This is a genomic window from Serratia sp. TSO36, from assembly GCF_057808395.1.
Genome location: NZ_JBJZOU010000010.1, coordinates 227,531 through 246,567 on the forward strand (window position 1 = coordinate 227,531; position 19,037 = coordinate 246,567).

Sequence of the window (19,037 nt, forward strand, 5' to 3'; positions counted from 1 at the left end):
TCGGCCGGGGAAAAAACAGCAGGCCGGGCGCCGCAATAAGCGTTATTCAGCGCGAACGTTTATTTCCTTACGCCATGCCGCTATTTCCGCACTCGGAATTACCAATAATCTCGGCCGTACGATCGGCGGTTTACGGCTTTTTATAACCTGCTGTTTTTATTCCAATAAGCTATTTCAAGGTGCGAAACGGTCTAAGCGGACTACGCTAAAAGCGGAACGTGGACGTTATGCTGTACTTCCACTGTAGGACTAAATAGAGTCGAAAAAGACTGAATAATAATGATACCGCGCTCAGCTTATTCGCTGCGTAACGGCGGGATTAACACAGGGTGTCAGGCAAATGAGCAAACCAGTGATTGCCATTCATGGCGGCGCGGGCGCAATTACCCGGGCGGCGCTGAGTGCGGAAAAAGAACGGCAGTATATTCAGGCGCTGTCCGAGATCGTGGCCGCCGGGCAGGCGATACTGGCCCAGGGCGGCAGCGCGCTGGACGCGGTGACCGAAGCGGTGCGGCTGCTCGAAGAGTGCTCGCTGTTCAACGCCGGCAAAGGCTCGGTGTTTACCCATCAGGGCACTCACGAACTGGACGCCTGCGTGATGGACGGCCGCACCTGCGATGCCGGCGCCGTCGCCGGCGTCAGCCGCATCCGCAACCCGGTGCTGGCGGCGCGCGCGGTGCTGGAAAACAGCGAACACGTGCTGTTTGCCGCCGAAGGCGCCGAGAAGTTTGCCGCCGCCCACGGCCTGGAAATGGTTACCCCTGACTTCTTCTTTACCCAGGAACGTTTCGATCAGCTGCACCGCGCCCAGGCGGAGCAGGGCCGGGTATTGCTCGATCACGACGGCGCGGCGCAGGCCGGCGATCCGCTCGATCCCGATCGCAAATTCGGCACCGTCGGCGCGGTGGCGCTGGATGCGCTGGGCAACCTCGCCGCCGCCACTTCGACCGGCGGCATGACCAACAAGCAGGCCGGGCGGGTAGGCGACACGCCGATTATCGGCGCCGGCTGCTATGCCAACAACGCCACCGTGGCGGTTTCCAGCACCGGCACCGGCGAAATCTTCATGCGCGGCGTGGCGGCCTATGACGTCTCCGCCCTGATCGAATACGGCGATCTGAGCCTGCAGGCGGCCAGCGATCGGGTGGTGATGGAGAAGCTGCCGGCCCTCGGTGGCAGCGGCGGCATGATCGCCGTCGATCGCCACGGCAATATCGCGCTGCCGTTCAACTGCGAGGGGATGTATCGCGGTTTTGGCTATGTCGGCGATGCGCCGTCCGTCGGGATTTACCGCTAAGCGTTCACCGGGAGGGTGCATGACCGACGTTTTACTTCGACCCGCCGCCAACGGGTTGTCATTGCCGCCGCAGCGAGTGCTGACGGTGCGCGATCTGAGCATCAGCTTTCCTCAACCGGACGGCGCCGTGGAAGCGGTGCGCAACCTGTCGTTCGATCTCGATCGCGGTGAGACGCTGGCGATCGTCGGTGAGTCCGGCTCCGGCAAATCGGTCACTTCGCTGGGGGTGATGCGGTTGGTGGAGCAGGGCGGCGGGCGCATCGTCGGCGGCGCCATGACGCTGCGCCGGCGCGACGGCGCGCTGCTCGATCTGGCGCAGGCCTCGCAGAGCACGCTGCGCACGGTGCGCGGCGCAGACATGGCGATGATCTTCCAGGAGCCGATGACCTCGCTCAACCCGGTATTTCCGGTCGGCGAGCAGATCGCCGAATCGCTGCGCCTGCATCAGGGCATGGATCGCCGCAGCGCGCGCCAGGAGGCGCTGCGCATGCTCGATCTGGTGCGTATTCCGGAGGCCAAAGAGGTGCTGGGGCGCTACCCGCACCAGCTTTCCGGCGGCATGCGCCAGCGGGTGATGATCGCCATGGCGCTCTCCTGCAAGCCGGCGCTGCTGATCGCCGATGAGCCCACCACCGCCCTCGACGTCACCATTCAGGCGCAGATCCTGCAGCTGATCCGCGTGCTGCAACGGGAGATGCAGATGGGGGTGATCTTCATCACTCACGACATGGGCGTGGTGGCGGAGATAGCCGACCGGGTGCTGGTGATGCGCCGCGGCGAGCAGGTGGAACAGAATCGGGTGCGCGAGCTGTTTGCCGCGCCGCAGCAGGCCTATACCCGGGCGCTGTTGGCGGCGGTGCCGAAGCTGGGGGCGATGGCCGATCGGCCGCTGCCGGCGAAGTTTCCGCTGCCGGGCTGCGAGGGGGATACGGCGCCGCAGGATACCGTGCCGCCAGGCGCCGCGCCGATCCTGCAGGTGGAGCATCTGGTCACGCGTTTTGATCTGCGCGGCGGGTTGTTCAATCGGGTCACTCGCCGGGTGCACGCGGTGGAAAACGTCAGTTTCGATCTTTACCCCGGCGAGACGCTGGGGCTGGTGGGCGAGTCCGGCTGCGGCAAGTCCACCACCGGGCGCTCTTTGCTGAAGCTGGTGGGCAGCCAGAGCGGCACCATCACCTTCGCCGGGCGGCGGATAGATCAGTTGAAGGGGCCGGCGCTGCAGCACCTGCGGCGCGATATTCAGTTCATCTTTCAGGATCCCTACGCCTCGCTTGATCCGCGCCTGACGGTCGGTTTTTCCATCATGGAGCCGCTGCTGGTGCATAACGTGATGCGCGGGCGCGAGGCGGAGCAACGGGTGGCCTGGCTGCTGGAGCGCGTCGGCCTGCTGCCGGAGCATGCGCGCCGCTACCCGCACGAATTTTCCGGCGGCCAGCGCCAGCGCATCTGCATCGCGCGCGCGCTGGCGCTGAACCCGAAAGTGGTGATCGCCGACGAGGCGGTGTCGGCGCTGGACGTGTCGATTCAGGCGCAGATCGTCAATCTGCTGCTCGACCTGCAGCGCGAGTTCGGCATCGCTTTTCTGTTTATTTCACACGACATGGCGGTGGTGGAGCGCATCAGCCACCGGGTGGCGGTGATGTACCTCGGGCAGATCGTCGAGATCGGCCCACGGCAGGCGGTGTTCGACAACCCGCAGCACCCCTACACCCGCAAACTGATGGCGGCGGTGCCGGTGGCCGATCCCGCCCACGCCCACAAACGGCAGCCGCTGCCGGCCGATGAGATCCCCAGCCCGGTGCGCGCGCTGGGCGATGAACCCGTTACCGCACCGCTGGTGCAGGTTGGCGCCGGGCACTTTGTCGCCCGCCACCCGATCGCCGGTGCTTTTTAAAGACCTCAGGAGAGACAAGCGACATGAAGCACACATTCAAACGCAATGCGCTGTTGGCCGCCGTACTGCTGGCGGCGGGAACCGGCCCGGTCTGGGCGGCGAAGGACGCGGTGATCGCCGTGGCCTCCAACTTCACCACCCTCGATCCTTACGACGCCAACGATACGCTGTCGCAGGCGGTGGCCAAGTCTTTCTATCAGGGGCTGTTCGGCTTCGACAAGGACATGAAGCTGGTGAACGTGCTGGCGGACAGCTATGAGGTCAGCAAAGACGGCCTGACCTACACCGTCAAACTGCGCCAGGGGATTAAATTCCACGACGGCACCGCGTTCAACGCCGAGGCGGTGAAGGTAAACCTCGATCGCGCCAGCAACCCGGACAGCCACCTCAAGCGCTACAACCTGTTCAAGATGATCGACAAAACCGAGGCGGTGGACGCCAATACGGTGAAGATCGTGCTGAAAGCGCCGTTCTCGGCGTTCGTCAACAACCTGGCGCACCCGGCGGCGGCGATCATCTCGCCGGCGGCGCTGAAGCAATACGGCAAGGAGATCGGTTTCCACCCGGTCGGCACCGGGCCGTATCAGTTCGTGACCTGGAACCAGACTGATTTCGTCAAGGTGAAGAAGTTCGACGGCTACTGGCAGCCGGGGCTGCCGAAGCTCGACAGCATCACCTGGCGCCCGGTGGTGGATAACAACACCCGCGCGGCGATGCTGCAAACCGGCGAGGCGACCTTCGCCTTCCCGATCCCCTACGAGCAGGCCAAGGTGCTGGAAGGCAACGCCAAGCTGGACGTGGTGGCCGCCCCGTCGATCCTGCAGCGTTACATCAGCATGAACGTCACTCAGAAGCCGTTCGACAATCCGAAGGTGCGCCAGGCGCTGAACTACGCCATCAACAAGGACGCGCTGATCAAAGTGGCGTTCGCCGGCTACGCGGTGCCGGCGGAGGGCCCGGTGCCGCCGGCCATTGACTTCGCCGCCCGCTATAAGCCGTGGCCGTACGATCCGGCCAAGGCGCGCGAGCTGCTGAAAGAGGCCGGCTACCCGAACGGCTTCACCACCACGCTGTGGTCTTCCCACAACCACAGCACCGCGCAGAAGGTGCTGCAGTTCACCCAGCAGCAGCTGGCGCAGGTGGGGGTGAAAGTGACGGTGACGGCGATGGATGCCGGGCAGCGCGCGGCGCAGGTGGAGAGCGTCGGGGTGAAGGACACCGGCGTGCGGATGTTCTACACCGGCTGGTCGGCCTCGACCGGGGAAGCGGACTGGGCGCTGTCGCCGCTGTTCTCCACCCAGGCGGCGCCGCCGAAGCAGTTCAACACCGCGTTCTACAGCAACCCGCAGGTGGACAAGGATCTGACCGACGCGCTGGCGACCACCGATCGCGCCGAGAAGCAGAAGCTGTATCAGGACGCGCAGGATCGCATCTGGGCCGACGCGCCCTGGATCTTCTTGGCGACAGAACGTTTGCTGTCGGCCAACAGCAAACAGCTGAGCGGTTTCTACGTGATGCCGGATACCTCGTTCAACTTTGATAACGCCGATCTGAAATAAGGCGCCCATCCCTGCCTGCGGCCAAGCGGCGGTGGGCGGGGGAAGGAATGAGATGCTCAATTATTTTCTGAAACGACTGCTGGGCCTGATCCCGACGCTGCTGATCGTGGCGGTGCTGGTGTTCCTGTTCGTCCACCTGCTGCCGGGCGATCCGGCGCGGCTGGCGGCGGGGCCGGAGGCCGACGAGGCGGTGGTGCAGCTGGTGCGCAAGGATTTGGGGCTGGATCAGCCGCTGCCGCAGCAGTTCGCACACTTCTTCGTCAACGCGCTGCGGGGCGACTTCGGCATCTCGATGGTGTCCAAGCGCCCGGTGAGCGAAGAGATCGCCTCGCGCTTTATGCCGACCTTCTGGCTGACCGTCACCAGCATGCTGTGGGCGGTGGCGTTCGGCTTGGCGATCGGCGTGGTGTCGGCGGTGTGGCGCAACCGCTGGCCGGATCGCCTCGGCATGACGCTGGCGGTGTCGGGGATCTCGTTCCCGGCCTTTGCGCTCGGCATGCTGCTGATGCAGGTGTTCTCGGTCGAACTGGGGTGGCTACCGACGGTGGGCGCCGACAGCTGGCGACACTACATTCTGCCTTCGATCACCCTGGGGGCGGCGGTGGCAGCGGTGATGGCGCGTTTCACCCGCGCTTCGTTTGTCGAGGTGCTGCAGGAAGACTACATGCGCACCGCGCGCGCCAAGGGCGTGCGGGAAAGCGTGGTGGTGATGAAACACGGCCTGCGCAACGCGATGATCCCGGTGGTGACCATGATGGGGCTGCAGTTCGGCTTCCTGCTCGGCGGTTCGATCGTGGTGGAGAAGGTGTTCAACTGGCCGGGGTTGGGGCGGTTGCTGGTGGACTCGGTGGAGATGCGCGATTACCCGGTGATCCAGGCCGAGGTGCTGCTGTTCTCGCTGGAATTCATCCTGATCAACCTGCTGGTGGATATGCTGTACGCGGCGATCAACCCGGCGATTCGTTATCAATGAGGACGCGGCATGATTAAGCATTGGCGGCGCAACGCCGCACTGAAGGCGATGCCGCTTATCGACCCCAATGCGGTACGCACGCCGTGGGGCGAGTTTTGGCGGCGTTTTCGCCGCCAGCGGGCGGCGCTGGTCGCCGGTCTGTTGGTGCTGCTGCTGATTGCGGCGGCGCTGCTGGCGCCTTATCTGGCACCGTTCGATGCGGAAAACTATTTCGATTACGATCGGCTGAACGAGGGGCCTTCGCTGATGCACTGGCTGGGCGTGGATTCTCTCGGGCGCGATATCTTCAGCCGCATCCTGATGGGCACGCGCATTTCGCTGGCGGCCGGGGTGTTCTCGGTGCTGGCGGGCGGGGCGATCGGCACCCTGCTGGGGTTGCTGGCCGGCTACTATGAGGGCTGGTGGGATCGCCTCACCATGCGCGTCTGCGATGTGCTGTTCGCGTTTCCCGGTATTCTGCTGGCGATCGGCGTGGTGGCGATCATGGGCAGCGGCATGGCCAACGTGATCGTCGCGGTGGCGATCTTCAGCATTCCGGCCTTCGCCCGCCTGGTGCGCGGCAACACGCTGGTGCTGAAGCACCTGACCTATATCGAATCGGCGCGCAGCATCGGCGCCTCGGACTGGACCATCATCCTGCGGCACATTCTGCCGGGCACCCTGTCTTCGATTGTGGTCTATTTCACCCTGCGCATCGGCACCTCGATCATCACCGCCGCCAGCCTGTCGTTTCTGGGCCTGGGCGCCCAGCCGCCGACGCCGGAGTGGGGGGCGATGCTCAACGAAGCGCGCGCCGATATGGTGATCGCGCCGCACGTGGCGATCTTCCCCAGCCTGGCGATATTCATCACCGTGCTGGCCTTCAACCTGTTGGGCGACGGACTGCGCGACGCGCTGGATCCTAAGCTGAAGGGATGATGGCATCGCTAAATTGGCATACCCCTGTTTTACGAGTAAAGTTGGTGAAAATTTGACCTGTGTATATTACAGGGATGAGGAATGGATATGGCAATGATGGCTTTTGAAGAAATCCGGGCGCTTTAATAACCGCCCGGATTTTTTTATCAGCGGAACAGGTGCTCGGCGTGGAAGCGCAGGTGATCTTCCACGAAGGTGGCGATGGTGAAGTAGCTGTGATCGTACCCCGGCTGAATGCGCAGCGTCAGCGGCCAGTCGCGCTGGCGCGCCAGCTCCGCCAACCGCGCCGGCTGCAGCTGGTCGGCCAGGAACTGGTCGTCGTCGCCCTGGTCTATAAGGACCGGCATTTTTTCCGCGCCGCTGGCCAGCAGATGGCAGCTGTCGTACTGCAGCCACTGGCTTTCGTCGCTGCCCAGATAGGCGGTGAACGCCTTGCGGCCCCACGGCACCTGGCACGGGTTAACGATCGGCGCGAACGCCGATACCGAGCGGAAGCGCTGCGGATTGCGAAACGCCATCATCAGCGCGCCGTGGCCGCCCATCGAGTGGCCGAAGATCGACTGACGATCGCTGACGCTGAAGTGCTGTTCGATCAGCGCCGGCAGTTCGGCGCTGATGTAGTCGTACATGCGGAAGTGGCGATCCCACGGCGCCTGGGTGGCATTCAGGTAGAACCCGGCGCCCTGGCCCAGATCGTAGCCTTCGTCGTTCGGCACTTCGTCGCCACGCGGGCTGGTGTCCGGCATCACCAGCACCAGGCCCAGCTCGGCGGCGATGCGCTGCGCGCCGGCTTTCAACGTGAAGTTCTCGTCGTTGCAGGTCAGCCCCGACAGCCAGTACAGCACCGGCGGCGGGTTGTCATCGCGCGGCGGCGGCAGGTAGATGCTGAATGTCATGTTGCAATTCAGGCTCTGCGCCGCGTGGCGATAGCGCTGCTGCCAGCCGCCGAACATGCGGTGCTCTTCGAGAAGTTCCAATGACAACGTCATCTCTGCCTCCTGGCTTATTGGTCGAAGTGGATAACGGTGCGGATCGATTTGCCTTCGTGCATCAAATCGAACGCTTCGTTGATCTGCTCCAGCCCCATGGTATGGGTGATAAAGTCGTTCAGCGCGAATTCACCGTCCAGATAGCGCTCGACGATGCCCGGCAGCTGCGAACGGCCCTTGACGCCGCCGAACGCCGAACCGCGCCAGACGCGACCGGTGACCAGTTGGAACGGACGGGTCGAGATCTCTTCGCCCGCGCCTGCGACGCCGATGATCACCGATTCACCCCAGCCCTTGTGGCAGCACTCCAGCGCGGAACGCATCACGTTGACGTTGCCGATGCACTCGAAGGAGAAATCGACGCCGCCGTCGGTCAGCTCGACGATCACGTCCTGAATCGGCTTGTCATAGTCTTTCGGGTTGATCAGATCGGTAGCGCCCAGCTTGCGTGCCAGATCGAACTTGCTGGTGTTGATGTCGATGCCGATGATGCGGCCCGCGCCGGCCATCTGCGCGCCGATGATCGCCGACAGGCCGATGCCGCCCAGGCCGAAGATTGCCACGGTGTCGCCCGGCTGCACTTTGGCGGTGTTCATCACCGCACCCATGCCGGTGGTGACGCCACAGCCCAGCAGGCACACTTCTTCCAGCGGCGCTTCCTTGTTGATTTTCGCCAGTGAAATCTCCGGCACCACGGTGTATTCGGAGAAGGTGGAGGTGCCCATGTAGTGGAAGATCGGCTTGCCATCCTTGAAGAAGCGGGTGGTGCCGTCCGGCATCAGCCCTTTGCCCTGGGTGGCGCGGATCGCCTGGCACAGGTTGGTCTTGCCGGATTTACAGAATTTGCACTCGCCGCACTCCGGGGTGTAGAGCGGGATCACGTGATCGCCGACCGCCACGCTGGTGACGCCTTCACCGACCGCTTCCACCACGCCGCCGCCCTCGTGGCCGAGGATCGCCGGGAACACGCCTTCCGGATCTTTGCCGGACAGGGTGTAGGCGTCGGTGTGACAAACGCCGGTGGCGACGATCCGCACCAGCACTTCGCCTTTTTGCGGTGGCATCAGCTCGACTTCTTCGATCTTCAGCGGCTGGTTCGGGCCCCAGGCAACGGCGGCGCGGGTTTTGATCATCTCCATCATAGTCTCCTCAGTGGTTTTCTTTTTAAATCAGGCGATATCGACAACGTCTGATAAATCGTTGGGGGTGCTTTCATCAACAGCGGCGGTTTCCGTCTGTTCAATAATCAACTCTTTCAGCGCGCGCACGTTCGGCCCGAACGCGTCGCGGCGCCACAGCAACCAGGTGGCGGTATCGGCCACGTCCGGCGGCAGGGTGTGAACCCGGACCCGCTCATGGCCCGGCAGCAGGCTGAGCACCGAGTGCGGGATCATCGCCAGCCCGGCGCCGCTGGCGACGCAGGCCAGCATGGCGTGATAGGACTGGATCTCCATAATTTGCCCCGGCCGCGCGCCTTCGCGCTTGAACCAGGCCTCCAGCCGCAGGCGGTAGGAGCAGCTGGCGCGAAAGGCGAACAGCGTCTCGCCATTGGCGTCTTTGGCGCTGTGGATCGGCGCGTGATCGAGACAGGAGATCACCACCATATGTTCAGGATAGGCGATGCAGCCGTTCAGCTCGTCATAGGGTACCGGGCCGTCGACCAGCGCCGCGGCCAGCGTGCCGGCGCGCACCCGATCGGCGATTTCGCCGGAGGTGCCGGTGGTCAGCGACAGCGAAACCTGCGAGAAGCGCTGGTGGTAAGCCGCCAGCAGCGAGGGCAGGCGGGTAGCGGCGGTGCTCTCCATCGAGCCGAGGGCGAAGTTGCCCGCCGGTTCGCCGGCGTGGGTGATGCTCATCGCCTCGTCGCTCAGCGCCAGGATGCGGTTGGCGTAGCACAGAAAGTTATGGCCCATCGGCGACAGGCGCAGGCGCTGTTTTTCGCGGATAAACAGATCGGTGCCCAGCTCCTGTTCGAGCTGGCGCAGTCGGGTGGTCAGATTCGACGGCACGCGGTGCAGCTGCTCGGCGGCGCGGGCGACCGAGCCGGTTTCCGCTACGCAGCAGAACATGCGAAGCTGGGTCAGATCCATAATATTCTCGTTTCGTGATGAACTTGATAACTATTATTCAGTTTTTGTGAGTTTAATACTGCGGCATGATACTGGCAACTTTCTTTTAACCTTTTGGATACCGGTATGGCTTTACGTATTGCCTTGAGCGGGTTTGCCGCGCTGATCGTTGCGATGGGCATCGGCCGCTTCGCTTTCACCCCCCAGGTGCCGCTGATGATCGCGGAACATCAGTTCACCCTGACCGGTGCCGGGCTGGTGGCGGCGATCAACTATTTGGGCTACCTGTGCGGCGCCTACGACGCGATGCGCGCCACGCGCCACGTCGAGCGGCGCCTGTGGCTGGGCGTATGGGGCGCGATGGCGCTGACGCTGCTGTCGGCGCTGGCGCAGGATGAATGGACGCACGGCGCGCTGCGCTTCGTCATCGGCTGGGCCAGCGGCTGGGCGATGGTGCTGGTGGCGGCCTGGACCAATGAGCGGTTGGCGCACTACGGCCGGCCGGCGCTGAGCGCGGCGGTGTTCGCCGGGCCGGGCGCCGGCATCTTCCTCAGCGGCATGCTGGCGGTGGGCATCAACACGCTGGGGCTGACGGCGGCGCAGGCCTGGCTGGTGTATGGCGTGCCGGCGCTGGCGTTGGTGGGGGCGATTAGCGCCTTTCTGCCGCGCAGCGGCGAACTGCATCGCCCGGACGTGGCCCCGGAACCGCTGCTGCTGACGCCGGCGCTCAAACGCCTGGTGTGGAGCTACAGCCTGGCCGGGTTCGGCTACATCCTGCCGGCGACGTTCTTGTCGCAGATGGCGGCGGCGCGTTTTCCCGGCAGCCTGTTCGCGCAGTTCGTCTGGCCGGTGTTCGGCGGCGCGGCGGTGCTGGGGATCGTTATCGGCATTTTGACCCGCCATCGGCTCACTACCCAGACCCGGTTGGCGATCACGCTGTGGATACAGGCGCTGGGCGTGCTGAGCGCCGAAGTGGTGCCGGGCGTGGCCGGCCTGGCGCTCGGGGCGTTGCTGACCGGCGGCGGCTTCCTCTGCGTGGTGCAGCTCGCCCTTCAGCACGGCCGTGAACTGGCGCCGCGCCATGCGCGCTACATGGCCGGGTTGCTGACCACCGGTTATGCGATCGGCCAACTGGTCGGGCCGATGCTGTCGGCGCTGTCGACCGCCTTGACCCATCGGCTGGAGCCGGCGCTGTACGTGGCGGTGGCAGCGCTGTTGGTGGCCGGTGCGCTGGTGGTGAATACCCCGGCGCGGCGGTTGGCGCAAAAAACGGCGATGAGCTGATTAAAATCCATACAAAAAACGTGGAATCCCGCAGCCGGCCTGATTGTGCTAAATGCGAATATTTCACCTGCGGATGAAGCACAATCACTGGATAATCGCCGCGCTCTCATCTACAGTGGGGGCAAAATCTTGACCGGGTTCACGTTATCCACCACGAAAACTCTGCCGTCACGAGAGCAAGCAATTCGCCGGCCGCACGCCCTACCAGGCCGCCGGCGGGTTCCGTCCGCAGGAGAACAAATACATGACATCATTAAGTAAAGAAGCCGCGCTGGTGCATGCGGCACTGGAAGAGCGTGGTCTGGAGACGCCGCTGCGCGGGGAAGTGCTGGATCGCGAAACGCGCAAGCGCCGCATCAAAGAGCACATGACCGAAATCATGCAGCTGCTGAACCTCGATCTGTCCGATGACAGCCTGGCGGAGACGCCGCATCGCATCGCCAAAATGTATGTCGACGAGATCTTCTCCGGGCTGGACTACGCCAACTTCCCGAAAATCACCGTTATCGAGAACAAGATGAAGGTGGATGAGATGGTGACGGTGCGCGATATCACGCTGACCAGCACCTGCGAACACCACTTCGTGACCATCGACGGCAAGGCCACCGTGGCCTATATCCCGAAAGACTCGGTGATCGGCCTGTCGAAGATCAACCGCATCGTGCAGTTCTTCTCCCAGCGTCCGCAGGTGCAAGAGCGCCTGACCCAGCAGATCCTGGTGGCGTTGCAGACCCTGCTCGGCACCAATAACGTGGCGGTATCGATCGATGCGGTCCATTATTGTGTCAAGGCGCGCGGCATCCGCGACGCGACCAGCGCCACCACCACCACTTCGTTGGGGGGGCTGTTCAAGTCCAGCCAGAATACCCGCCAGGAGTTCCTGCGCGCGGTGCGCCATCACCAGGGGTGATGGCGTTGCGGGGCGACCCGCACGACGACAACAGGCGCCTGCGGGCGCCTTTTTCATGAGCGGAAGACAGCGATAAAAAATGAACAGTCATCCTCTGCCGCGCATCGCCACGCTGGACTGCGTGCGCGGCATCGCCATCCTCGGCATTTTATTGCTGAACATCAGCGCCTTCGGCTTGCCGAAGGCCGCCTACCTCAACCCGGCCTATTTGGGCATGCCGTCATCGCGCGACGCCTGGACCTGGGCGCTGCTCGATCTGTTCGCCCAGGCCAAGTTCCTGGCGATGTTCGCGCTGCTGTTCGGCGCCGGGCTGCAAATGCTGCTGCGGCGCGGCAAAAGCTGGATCCGCGCGCGGCTGTCGTGGCTGCTGCTGTTCGGCCTTGCGCACGCCATCTTCCTGTGGGACGGCGACATTCTGCTGGCCTACGGGCTGATCGGCCTGGTGTGCTGGCGCATGATCCGCGAAGCCAAAGAAACCTTCCAACTGCTGAAAACCGGCGTGGTGCTGTATTTGATCGGCGTGGCGGTGCTGCTTTTGCTCGGTTTTATCTCGCACGGTGAGCCGGGCAGCTTCTGGCAGCCGGGCGCGGCGGAGCTGCAGTACGAGAAGTTCTGGAAGCTGCAGGGCGGTTTCGAAGCCTGGCGCAGCCGTGTCGATCTGCTCTCGTCCAGCCTGCTGGCCATCGGCGCGCAGTATGGCTGGGAGCTGGCGGGGCTGATGCTGTTCGGCGCCGGGCTGATGCGCAGCGGCTGGCTGCGCGGCAGTTATTCCTCCGGTTATTATTTGCGGCAGGCGGCGTGGCTGCTGCCGCTTTCGGTGCTGATCCAGCTGCCGGCGGTGGCGCTGCAATGGCAGGTGCATTGGGACTATCGCTGGAGCGGTTTCCTGCTGCAGGTGCCGCGCGAGCTGGGCGCCCCGCTGCAGGCGATGGGCTATCTGGCGCTGTGTTACGGTTTCTGGCCCGCGCTGTCGCGCATGCGCATCGCCCACTGGCTGACCCTGGTGGGGCGCATGGCGTTGAGCAACTACCTGCTGCAAACGCTGATCTGCACCACGCTGTTTTATCGCTTTGGCCTCTATGAGCAGTTCGACCGGCTGCAGCTGTTGACGTTCGTGCCGCTGGTCTGGCTGGCCAACCTGGCGTTTTCCGCACTGTGGCTGCGTTACTTCGAACAGGGGCCGATGGAATGGCTGTGGCGCAGGCTGACGCAGCTGGCCGCCGGCGAAGCGGAACCCAAAACGCTGAAGTGAGCGGCCGCCGGCAGGTTAAAAAAATGTATGTAAACGTTTTCTTTCCTGTGACGTAATTCACGCAGAGCAACGGGCCAATCGGGGTAGGATAGCGCCACCGGCCACTACCCCGATTTCAGGATCCCGCATGCCTCCAGTTCATCCGATCACCATCCGCGACGTGGCGAAACGCGCCGGAGTCTCCGTGGCGACCGTCTCCCGCGTGCTGAACCACAGCGCTCTGACCAGCAAGGAGACGCGCGAGCAGGTGCTGCAGGCGGTGGCGGAGCTGGGCTATCGCCCCAACGCCAACGCGCAGGCGCTGGCGACCCAAAGCAGCGATACCCTGGGCGTGGTGGTGATGGACGTCTCCGATCCGTTCTTCGGCGCGCTGGTGAAAGCGGTAGACACGGTGGCGCAGAAACACCACAAATACCTGCTGATCGGCAACAGCTATCATCAGGCGGACAAAGAGCGCCACGCGATCGAAGTGCTGATTCGCCAGCGCTGTAACGCCCTGATTGTTCACGCCAAAGCCCTGAGTGACGCCGAGCTGATCGGCTTTCTGGAGCAGGTGCCGGGCATGGTGCTGATCAACCGGATTATTCCCGGCTATGAGCCGCGCTGCGTCGGGCTGGATAACATCTGCGGCGCGGAAATGGCGATGCGTCTTTTGCTGTCGCAGGGCCATCGGCGCATCGGCTATCTGGGCTCCAATCACCCGATCGAAGACGGGCCGCTGCGCCAGCAGGGTTATGCGCAGGCGATGGCCGCCGCCGGGCTGGCCACGCCCGACAACTGGCGCGCCTACGGTTCGCCGGATCTGCAGGGCGGCGAGGCGGCGATGGTGGAGCTGCTGGGGCGTAACCTGCAGCTGAGCGCGGTGTTCGCCTACAACGACGCCATGGCCGCCGGCGCCATGGCGGTGCTGAAAGAAAACGGTATCACGGTGCCGCAGCATTTCTCGCTGATCGGCTTCGACGACATCCCCATCGCGCGTTACACCAGCCCCAAGCTTACCACGGTGCGCTACCCGATCGTCTCGATGGCCACGCTGGCCACCGAGCTGGCGTTGCAGGGCGCGGCAGGCCTGACGGAGCCGCAGGCCGCTCATCTGTTCATGCCGACGCTGGTGCGGCGCCATTCTGTCGCCCCCTGGCAAAGTGAGGCGACGGTCACTCTCTGACGATTTAATCTTGTGTAACCGTTTTCAATCTGTGAGAAAATTCACAGAATATTAACATCACGCCGTCTATGCTCTAGGCGTTTTCCGGCGCAAAGGCCCTTGCCGCTGCAACCTTTATCTCGCGCTGACACAGCATTTCTCGGAAATAACAAAATCCACGGACGGCAGGTGTTGAGTGGAAATCGCCTGGCCTGGGGTGTGCGCACTGCCGGTGACCATTGGCTCAAAGACGAGTAATACCCTACACAGAACCGGAGACTGACAATGAATAAGAAGGTTTTCACCCTGGCCGCCATGGCCGCAGCCATGATGTTTGGCGCCGCAGCCCATGCTGACACCCGTATTGGCGTCACGATTTACAAATACGACGACAACTTCATGTCGGTGGTGCGCAAGGCGATCGAGAAGGACGCCAAGGCTTCACCGGACGTCACCCTGCTGATGAATGACTCGCAGAACGACCAGTCCAAGCAGAACGATCAGATCGACGTGCTGCTGGCCAAGGGCGTGAAAGCGCTGGCGATCAACCTGGTCGACCCGGCCGCGGCGCCGGTGGTTATCGATAAGGCGCGCGCAAACGATATCCCGGTGGTGTTCTACAACAAAGAGCCTTCCCGCAAGGCGTTGGACAGCTATGAGAAGGCGTATTACGTCGGCACCGACTCCAAAGAATCCGGCGTGATCCAGGGCGAGCTGATCGCCAAACACTGGCAAGCCAACCCGGCCTGGGATCTGAACAAAGACGGCCAGATCCAGTTCGTGCTGCTGAAAGGCGAGCCGGGCCACCCGGATGCTGAAGCGCGCACCACCTACGTGGTGAAAACGCTGAACGAGAAAGGCATCAAGACCCAGCAGCTGCAGATGGATACCGCGATGTGGGATACCGCGCAGGCGAAAGACAAGATGGACGCCTGGCTCTCCGGCCCGAACGCCAACAAGATTGAAGTGGTGATCGCCAACAACGACGCCATGGCGATGGGCGCGGTGGAAGCGCTGAAGGCGCATAACAAGACCACTATCCCGGTGTTTGGCGTCGATGCGTTGCCTGAGGCGCTGGCGCTGGTGAAATCCGGGGCGATGGCGGGCACGGTGCTGAACGACGCCGACAACCAGGCGAAAGCCACCTTCGAGCTGGCGAAGAACCTGGCGGCGGGCAAACCGGCCACCGAAGGCACCCAATATAAAATCGAAAATAAAGTCGTGCGTATTCCTTACGTCGGCGTAGATAAAGACAACCTGTCTCAGTTTGTTAAATAAGAATTGAGATCCCGCTAAGACCCCGCCTGCGGCGCCAACACCAGGAATACCGCCGGCGGGGATGTTTACGACTGCAAGACAGTTAAGCCAGGTGTATTTATGGCCGATAGCTCACGCGAATTTCTGCTGGAAATGACGGATATCTGTAAGTCATTTCCCGGCGTCAAAGCCTTGGACAATGTCAATTTACGCGTCCGCCCGCACTCGATTCACGCCCTGATGGGGGAGAACGGCGCGGGGAAATCGACCTTGTTGAAATGTCTGTTCGGCATTTATAAAAAAGACAGCGGCAGCATTGTGTTTCAGGGCCGGGAGATCGATTTCAAGAGTTCGAAGGAGGCGCTGGAGCACGGCGTTTCCATGGTGCACCAGGAGCTGAACCTGGTGCTGCAGCGCACCGTGATGGACAACATGTGGCTGGGGCGCTACCCGACCAAAGGCCTGTTCGTCGATCAGGAAAAAATGCTCAAAGACACCCAGGCGATCTTCGACGAGCTGGATATCGACATCAACCCGCGCGAAAAGGTGGGCAACCTGTCGGTGTCGCAGATGCAGATGATCGAGATCGCCAAGGCATTTTCCTACGACGCCAAAATCGTCATCATGGATGAGCCGACCTCCTCGCTGACGGAAAAAGAGGTCAATCACCTGTTCACCATTATCCGCAAGCTGAAAGAGCGCGGCTGCGGCATCGTTTATATCTCGCACAAGATGGAAGAGATCTTCCAGCTGTGCGACGAGATAACGGTGCTGCGCGACGGCCAGTGGATCGCCACCCAACCGTTGGAAGGGCTGGATATGGACAAGATCATCGCCATGATGGTCGGCCGCTCGCTCAGCCAGCGCTTCCCCGACAGGCAGAACACGCCGGGTGAGGTGATCCTCGAGGTGAAAAACCTGACGTCGCTGCGCCAGCCCTCGATCCGCGATGTGTCCTTCGATCTGCATCAAGGCGAGATCCTCGGCATCGCTGGGCTGGTGGGCGCCAAGCGCACCGATATCGTCGAGACGCTGTTCGGCATTCGCGAAAAGGTGGCGGGCACCATCAAGCTGCACGGCAAAGCGATCGATAACCACAGCGCCAACGAAGCGATCAACCACGGTTTTGCGCTGGTGACCGAAGAGCGCCGATCCACCGGGATTTACGCCTACCTCGACGTGGGCTTCAACTCGCTGATCTCCAATATCCGCAATTATAAAAACAAGCTCGGCCTGCTGGATAACGCGCGGATGAAGAGCGACACCCAGTGGGTGATCGACGCCATGCGGGTGAAAACGCCGGGGCATCACACCCATATCGGCTCGCTGTCCGGCGGCAATCAGCAGAAGGTGATCATCGGCCGCTGGCTGCTGACGCAGCCGGAGATCCTGATGCTGGATGAACCGACGCGTGGCATCGACGTGGGCGCCAAGTTCGAGATTTATCAGCTGATGACCGAACTGGCGAAGAAGGGCAAGGGGATCATTATCGTCTCGTCCGAAATGCCGGAGCTTTTGGGGATCACCGACCGTATTTTGGTGATGAGCAATGGTCAGGTTGCGGGCATCGTTAACACCAAACAGACCTCGCAAAATGAAATCTTACGTCTCGCCTCCCTGCACCTTTAAGGATCGGAATTATGAACGCGCTAAATAAAAAAACCTTATTTACCTATTTCAAGGAAGGCGGCATTTACGTGGTGTTGCTGGTGCTGTTGGCCATCATCATCATTCAGGATCCGACTTTCCTCAGCCTGATGAACCTGAGCAACATCCTGACGCAGTCTTCGGTGCGCATCATCATCGCGCTGGGCGTGGCGGGGCTGATCGTGACCCAGGGCACCGACCTGTCCGCCGGGCGGCAGGTGGGGCTGGCGGCGGTAGTGGCGGCCACGCTGCTGCAGTCGATGGATAACGTCAACAAGGTGTTCCCGCACATGGAAACCTGGTCGATTCCTCTGGTTATCCTGCTGGTGTGTGCGGTCGGCGCGGTGATCGGCCTGGTTAACGGCCTGATTATCGCCTATCTCAACGTGACACCGTTCATCACCACCCTGGGCACCATGATCATCGTCTACGGTATCAACTCGCTGTATTACGATTCGGTCGGCGCTTCGCCGGTGGCGGGCTTCGATCCGAAGTTCTCCACCTTTGCCCAGGGCTTCTTGCGCTTCGGCGACTTTAAGCTGTCGTACATTACCTTCTATGCGCTGATCGCCATCATATTCGTCTGGATCCTGTGGACCAAGACCCGCTTCGGCAAGAACATTTTCGCCATCGGCGGCAACCCGGAAGCGGCCAAGGTGTCCGGGGTCAACGTGCCGTTGAACCTGATCATGATCTATGCGCTGTCTGGCGTGTTCTACGCCTTCGGCGGCCTGCTGGAAGCGGGGCGCATCGGCAGCGCCACCAATAACCTCGGCTTTATGTACGAGCTGGACGCCATCGCCGCCTGCGTGGTGGGTGGCGTCTCCTTCGCCGGCGGAGTGGGTACGGTGTGGGGCGTGGTGACCGGGGTGATCATCTTTACCGTCATCAACTACGGCCTGACCTATATCGGCATCAACCCGTACTGGCAGTACATCATCAAGGGCAGCATCATCATCTTCGCCGTGGCGCTGGACTCGTTGAAATACGCCAAGAAGAAGTAGATTTACCGCAGTACAGACGACAAAGGCCGGCAAAATATGCCGGCCTTTCTTTTTTTGGCGTTTGCCGTGTCAGGGCTGTTTGGCTTTCTGCTTCTCTTCTTTCAGCTTGTGCTCCAGCTCGACCAGCTGTTCCGGCGAAACGGCGGGATAGCCCTGGGCGTCTTCCGGCACGGTGTGCATGGCGGAGATCGGGATCAGCGGGCCGAGGAAGCGCGGTTCGCGCTTGAGGATATAGAGATCGGTCAGCGCGCCCAGGCGGGCGAAGATCTCGCGGGCGCGCACCGTCATCATGTCTTTCGGCGACGGCACCGCGTAGCACTGCGCCTGAATGCCCATGTGCAGGGCGATGAACAGCGCGCGCTCGCAGTGGAAGCGCTGGGTGATGATAATGAAATCGTTGGTGTCGAACACCTTGCGGGTGCGCACGATGGAGTCCAGGGTGCGGAAGCCGGCGTAGTCCAGCACGATATCGCTCGGCGCCACGCCGGCGGCGATCAGATCGCGGCGCATGGTCATCGGCTCATTATAGCTTTGCTGGGCGTTGTCGCCGCTCAGCAGCAGGTATTTCACCTTGCCGCTGTTATAGGCGTTGATCGCCCCCTGAATGCGGTAACGGTAGTACTGGTTGATCACCCCGGTGCGGTAATACTTGGCGGTGCCGAGCACCACGCCGACCTGGCGGTGCGGCAAAGCCTGCAGTTCGTCGTAGACGTAAGGCGCGGTTTTCCAGCTGATCCAGCGATCGAGCGCAATAGCCGAACCCATCAACACCGCAATGAAGATGAACAGGCTGATGATCAGGCGTTTCCACATGTTGTTGCCTTACGCGCGCCGGGCTGA

16 protein-coding genes are annotated in these 19,037 nt (G+C 62.3%); 12 read left to right on the forward strand and 4 right to left on the reverse strand.

The features are described from left to right. The first annotated feature begins 340 nt into the window (after nt 1-340). The 5 genes from ACK3CV_RS08170 to gsiD are packed head-to-tail and all read left to right on the forward strand — an operon-like array spanning nt 341 to nt 6,641. A complete protein-coding gene (locus ACK3CV_RS08170) occupies nt 341-1,297 on the forward strand; it encodes an isoaspartyl peptidase/L-asparaginase family protein (RefSeq protein WP_164037274.1) in 957 nt (318 codons plus the stop codon). 19 nt (nt 1,298-1,316) lie between these two features. Next, entirely contained in the window at nt 1,317-3,191 is a 1,875-nt protein-coding gene (locus ACK3CV_RS08175; RefSeq protein ID WP_164037271.1) for a dipeptide ABC transporter ATP-binding protein, read from the forward strand. Between the two features lie 23 nt (nt 3,192-3,214). Continuing rightward, nucleotides 3,215-4,750, forward strand: a complete 1,536-nt coding sequence (gene gsiB, locus ACK3CV_RS08180) for a glutathione ABC transporter substrate-binding protein GsiB (protein WP_164037270.1) — start codon at nt 3,215-3,217, stop codon at nt 4,748-4,750. Nucleotides 4,751-4,802: 52 nt separating this feature from the next. After that, nucleotides 4,803-5,723 carry a glutathione ABC transporter permease GsiC gene (gsiC, locus tag ACK3CV_RS08185; RefSeq protein WP_033637716.1) on the forward strand — a complete coding sequence of 307 codons (921 nt, stop codon included), beginning with the start codon at nt 4,803-4,805 and terminating at the stop codon, nt 5,721-5,723. Between the two features lie 9 nt (nt 5,724-5,732). Further along, nucleotides 5,733-6,641: a glutathione ABC transporter permease GsiD gene (gsiD, locus tag ACK3CV_RS08190; protein ID WP_019454428.1), complete on the forward strand. Its 909-nt coding sequence runs from the start codon at nt 5,733-5,735 to the stop codon at nt 6,639-6,641. A 146-nt stretch (nt 6,642-6,787) separates the two neighbouring features. Here gsiD and fghA read toward each other — a convergent pair whose 3' ends face one another. From fghA to ptrR, 3 genes are read right to left on the reverse strand one after another with little or no spacing between them, the layout of a single operon-like run. Further along, entirely contained in the window at nt 6,788-7,630 is an 843-nt protein-coding gene (gene fghA, locus ACK3CV_RS08195) for an S-formylglutathione hydrolase (RefSeq protein ID WP_015377214.1), read from the reverse strand. Between the two features lie 14 nt (nt 7,631-7,644). Further along, nucleotides 7,645-8,769 carry an S-(hydroxymethyl)glutathione dehydrogenase/class III alcohol dehydrogenase gene (locus ACK3CV_RS08200; protein ID WP_063988868.1) on the reverse strand — a complete coding sequence of 375 codons (1,125 nt, stop codon included), beginning with the start codon at nt 8,767-8,769 and terminating at the stop codon, nt 7,645-7,647. A gap of 30 nt (nt 8,770-8,799) precedes the next feature. Then, nucleotides 8,800-9,720: a putrescine utilization regulator PtrR gene (ptrR, locus tag ACK3CV_RS08205; protein WP_123894379.1), complete on the reverse strand. Its 921-nt coding sequence runs from the start codon at nt 9,718-9,720 to the stop codon at nt 8,800-8,802. 105 nt (nt 9,721-9,825) lie between these two features. On the opposite strand from ptrR, the gene ACK3CV_RS08210 reads away from it, so the two are divergent. From ACK3CV_RS08210 to mglC, 7 genes are all read left to right on the forward strand, one after another. After that, nucleotides 9,826-10,983, forward strand: a complete 1,158-nt coding sequence (locus ACK3CV_RS08210) for a YbfB/YjiJ family MFS transporter (RefSeq protein ID WP_033637720.1) — start codon at nt 9,826-9,828, stop codon at nt 10,981-10,983. A gap of 244 nt (nt 10,984-11,227) precedes the next feature. After that, nucleotides 11,228-11,893: a GTP cyclohydrolase I FolE gene (folE, locus tag ACK3CV_RS08215; protein ID WP_004938969.1), complete on the forward strand. Its 666-nt coding sequence runs from the start codon at nt 11,228-11,230 to the stop codon at nt 11,891-11,893. A 79-nt stretch (nt 11,894-11,972) separates the two neighbouring features. Beyond that, nucleotides 11,973-13,145 (forward strand): DUF418 domain-containing protein YeiB, encoded by a 1,173-nt coding sequence (yeiB, locus tag ACK3CV_RS08220; RefSeq protein ID WP_060457396.1) that lies wholly within the window; start codon nt 11,973-11,975, stop codon nt 13,143-13,145. A 127-nt stretch (nt 13,146-13,272) separates the two neighbouring features. Then, complete coding sequence (galS, locus tag ACK3CV_RS08225) at nt 13,273-14,310, forward strand: HTH-type transcriptional regulator GalS (RefSeq protein WP_033637722.1); 1,038 nt, start codon at nt 13,273-13,275, stop codon at nt 14,308-14,310. Between the two features lie 264 nt (nt 14,311-14,574). Beyond that, nucleotides 14,575-15,567 carry a galactose/glucose ABC transporter substrate-binding protein MglB gene (gene mglB, locus ACK3CV_RS08230; RefSeq protein ID WP_033637723.1) on the forward strand — a complete coding sequence of 331 codons (993 nt, stop codon included), beginning with the start codon at nt 14,575-14,577 and terminating at the stop codon, nt 15,565-15,567. Between the two features lie 99 nt (nt 15,568-15,666). Beyond that, a complete protein-coding gene (gene mglA / locus ACK3CV_RS08235; protein ID WP_033637724.1) occupies nt 15,667-17,175 on the forward strand; it encodes a galactose/methyl galactoside ABC transporter ATP-binding protein MglA in 1,509 nt (502 codons plus the stop codon). An 11-nt stretch (nt 17,176-17,186) separates the two neighbouring features. After that, nucleotides 17,187-18,197, forward strand: a complete 1,011-nt coding sequence (mglC, locus tag ACK3CV_RS08240; RefSeq protein WP_004938953.1) for a galactose/methyl galactoside ABC transporter permease MglC — start codon at nt 17,187-17,189, stop codon at nt 18,195-18,197. Between the two features lie 69 nt (nt 18,198-18,266). Here mglC and sanA read toward each other — a convergent pair whose 3' ends face one another. Then, a complete protein-coding gene (sanA, locus tag ACK3CV_RS08245) occupies nt 18,267-19,010 on the reverse strand; it encodes an outer membrane permeability protein SanA (protein ID WP_033637725.1) in 744 nt (247 codons plus the stop codon). Nucleotides 19,011-19,037: the final 27 nt, after the last annotated feature.

Coding starts and splice junctions, on each gene's coding strand:
- ACK3CV_RS08170 (WP_164037274.1), top strand. CDS start 341: ATGAGCAAACCAGTGATTGCCATTCATGGCGGCGCGGGCGCAATTACC.
- ACK3CV_RS08175 (WP_164037271.1), top strand. CDS start 1,317: ATGACCGACGTTTTACTTCGACCCGCCGCCAACGGGTTGTCATTGCCG.
- gsiB (WP_164037270.1), top strand. CDS start 3,215: ATGAAGCACACATTCAAACGCAATGCGCTGTTGGCCGCCGTACTGCTG.
- gsiC (WP_033637716.1), top strand. CDS start 4,803: ATGCTCAATTATTTTCTGAAACGACTGCTGGGCCTGATCCCGACGCTG.
- gsiD (WP_019454428.1), top strand. CDS start 5,733: ATGATTAAGCATTGGCGGCGCAACGCCGCACTGAAGGCGATGCCGCTT.
- fghA (WP_015377214.1), bottom strand. CDS start 7,630: ATGACGTTGTCATTGGAACTTCTCGAAGAGCACCGCATGTTCGGCGGC.
- ACK3CV_RS08200 (WP_063988868.1), bottom strand. CDS start 8,769: ATGGAGATGATCAAAACCCGCGCCGCCGTTGCCTGGGGCCCGAACCAG.
- ptrR (WP_123894379.1), bottom strand. CDS start 9,720: ATGGATCTGACCCAGCTTCGCATGTTCTGCTGCGTAGCGGAAACCGGC.
- ACK3CV_RS08210 (WP_033637720.1), top strand. CDS start 9,826: ATGGCTTTACGTATTGCCTTGAGCGGGTTTGCCGCGCTGATCGTTGCG.
- folE (WP_004938969.1), top strand. CDS start 11,228: ATGACATCATTAAGTAAAGAAGCCGCGCTGGTGCATGCGGCACTGGAA.
- yeiB (WP_060457396.1), top strand. CDS start 11,973: ATGAACAGTCATCCTCTGCCGCGCATCGCCACGCTGGACTGCGTGCGC.
- galS (WP_033637722.1), top strand. CDS start 13,273: ATGCCTCCAGTTCATCCGATCACCATCCGCGACGTGGCGAAACGCGCC.
- mglB (WP_033637723.1), top strand. CDS start 14,575: ATGAATAAGAAGGTTTTCACCCTGGCCGCCATGGCCGCAGCCATGATG.
- mglA (WP_033637724.1), top strand. CDS start 15,667: ATGGCCGATAGCTCACGCGAATTTCTGCTGGAAATGACGGATATCTGT.
- mglC (WP_004938953.1), top strand. CDS start 17,187: ATGAACGCGCTAAATAAAAAAACCTTATTTACCTATTTCAAGGAAGGC.
- sanA (WP_033637725.1), bottom strand. CDS start 19,010: ATGTGGAAACGCCTGATCATCAGCCTGTTCATCTTCATTGCGGTGTTG.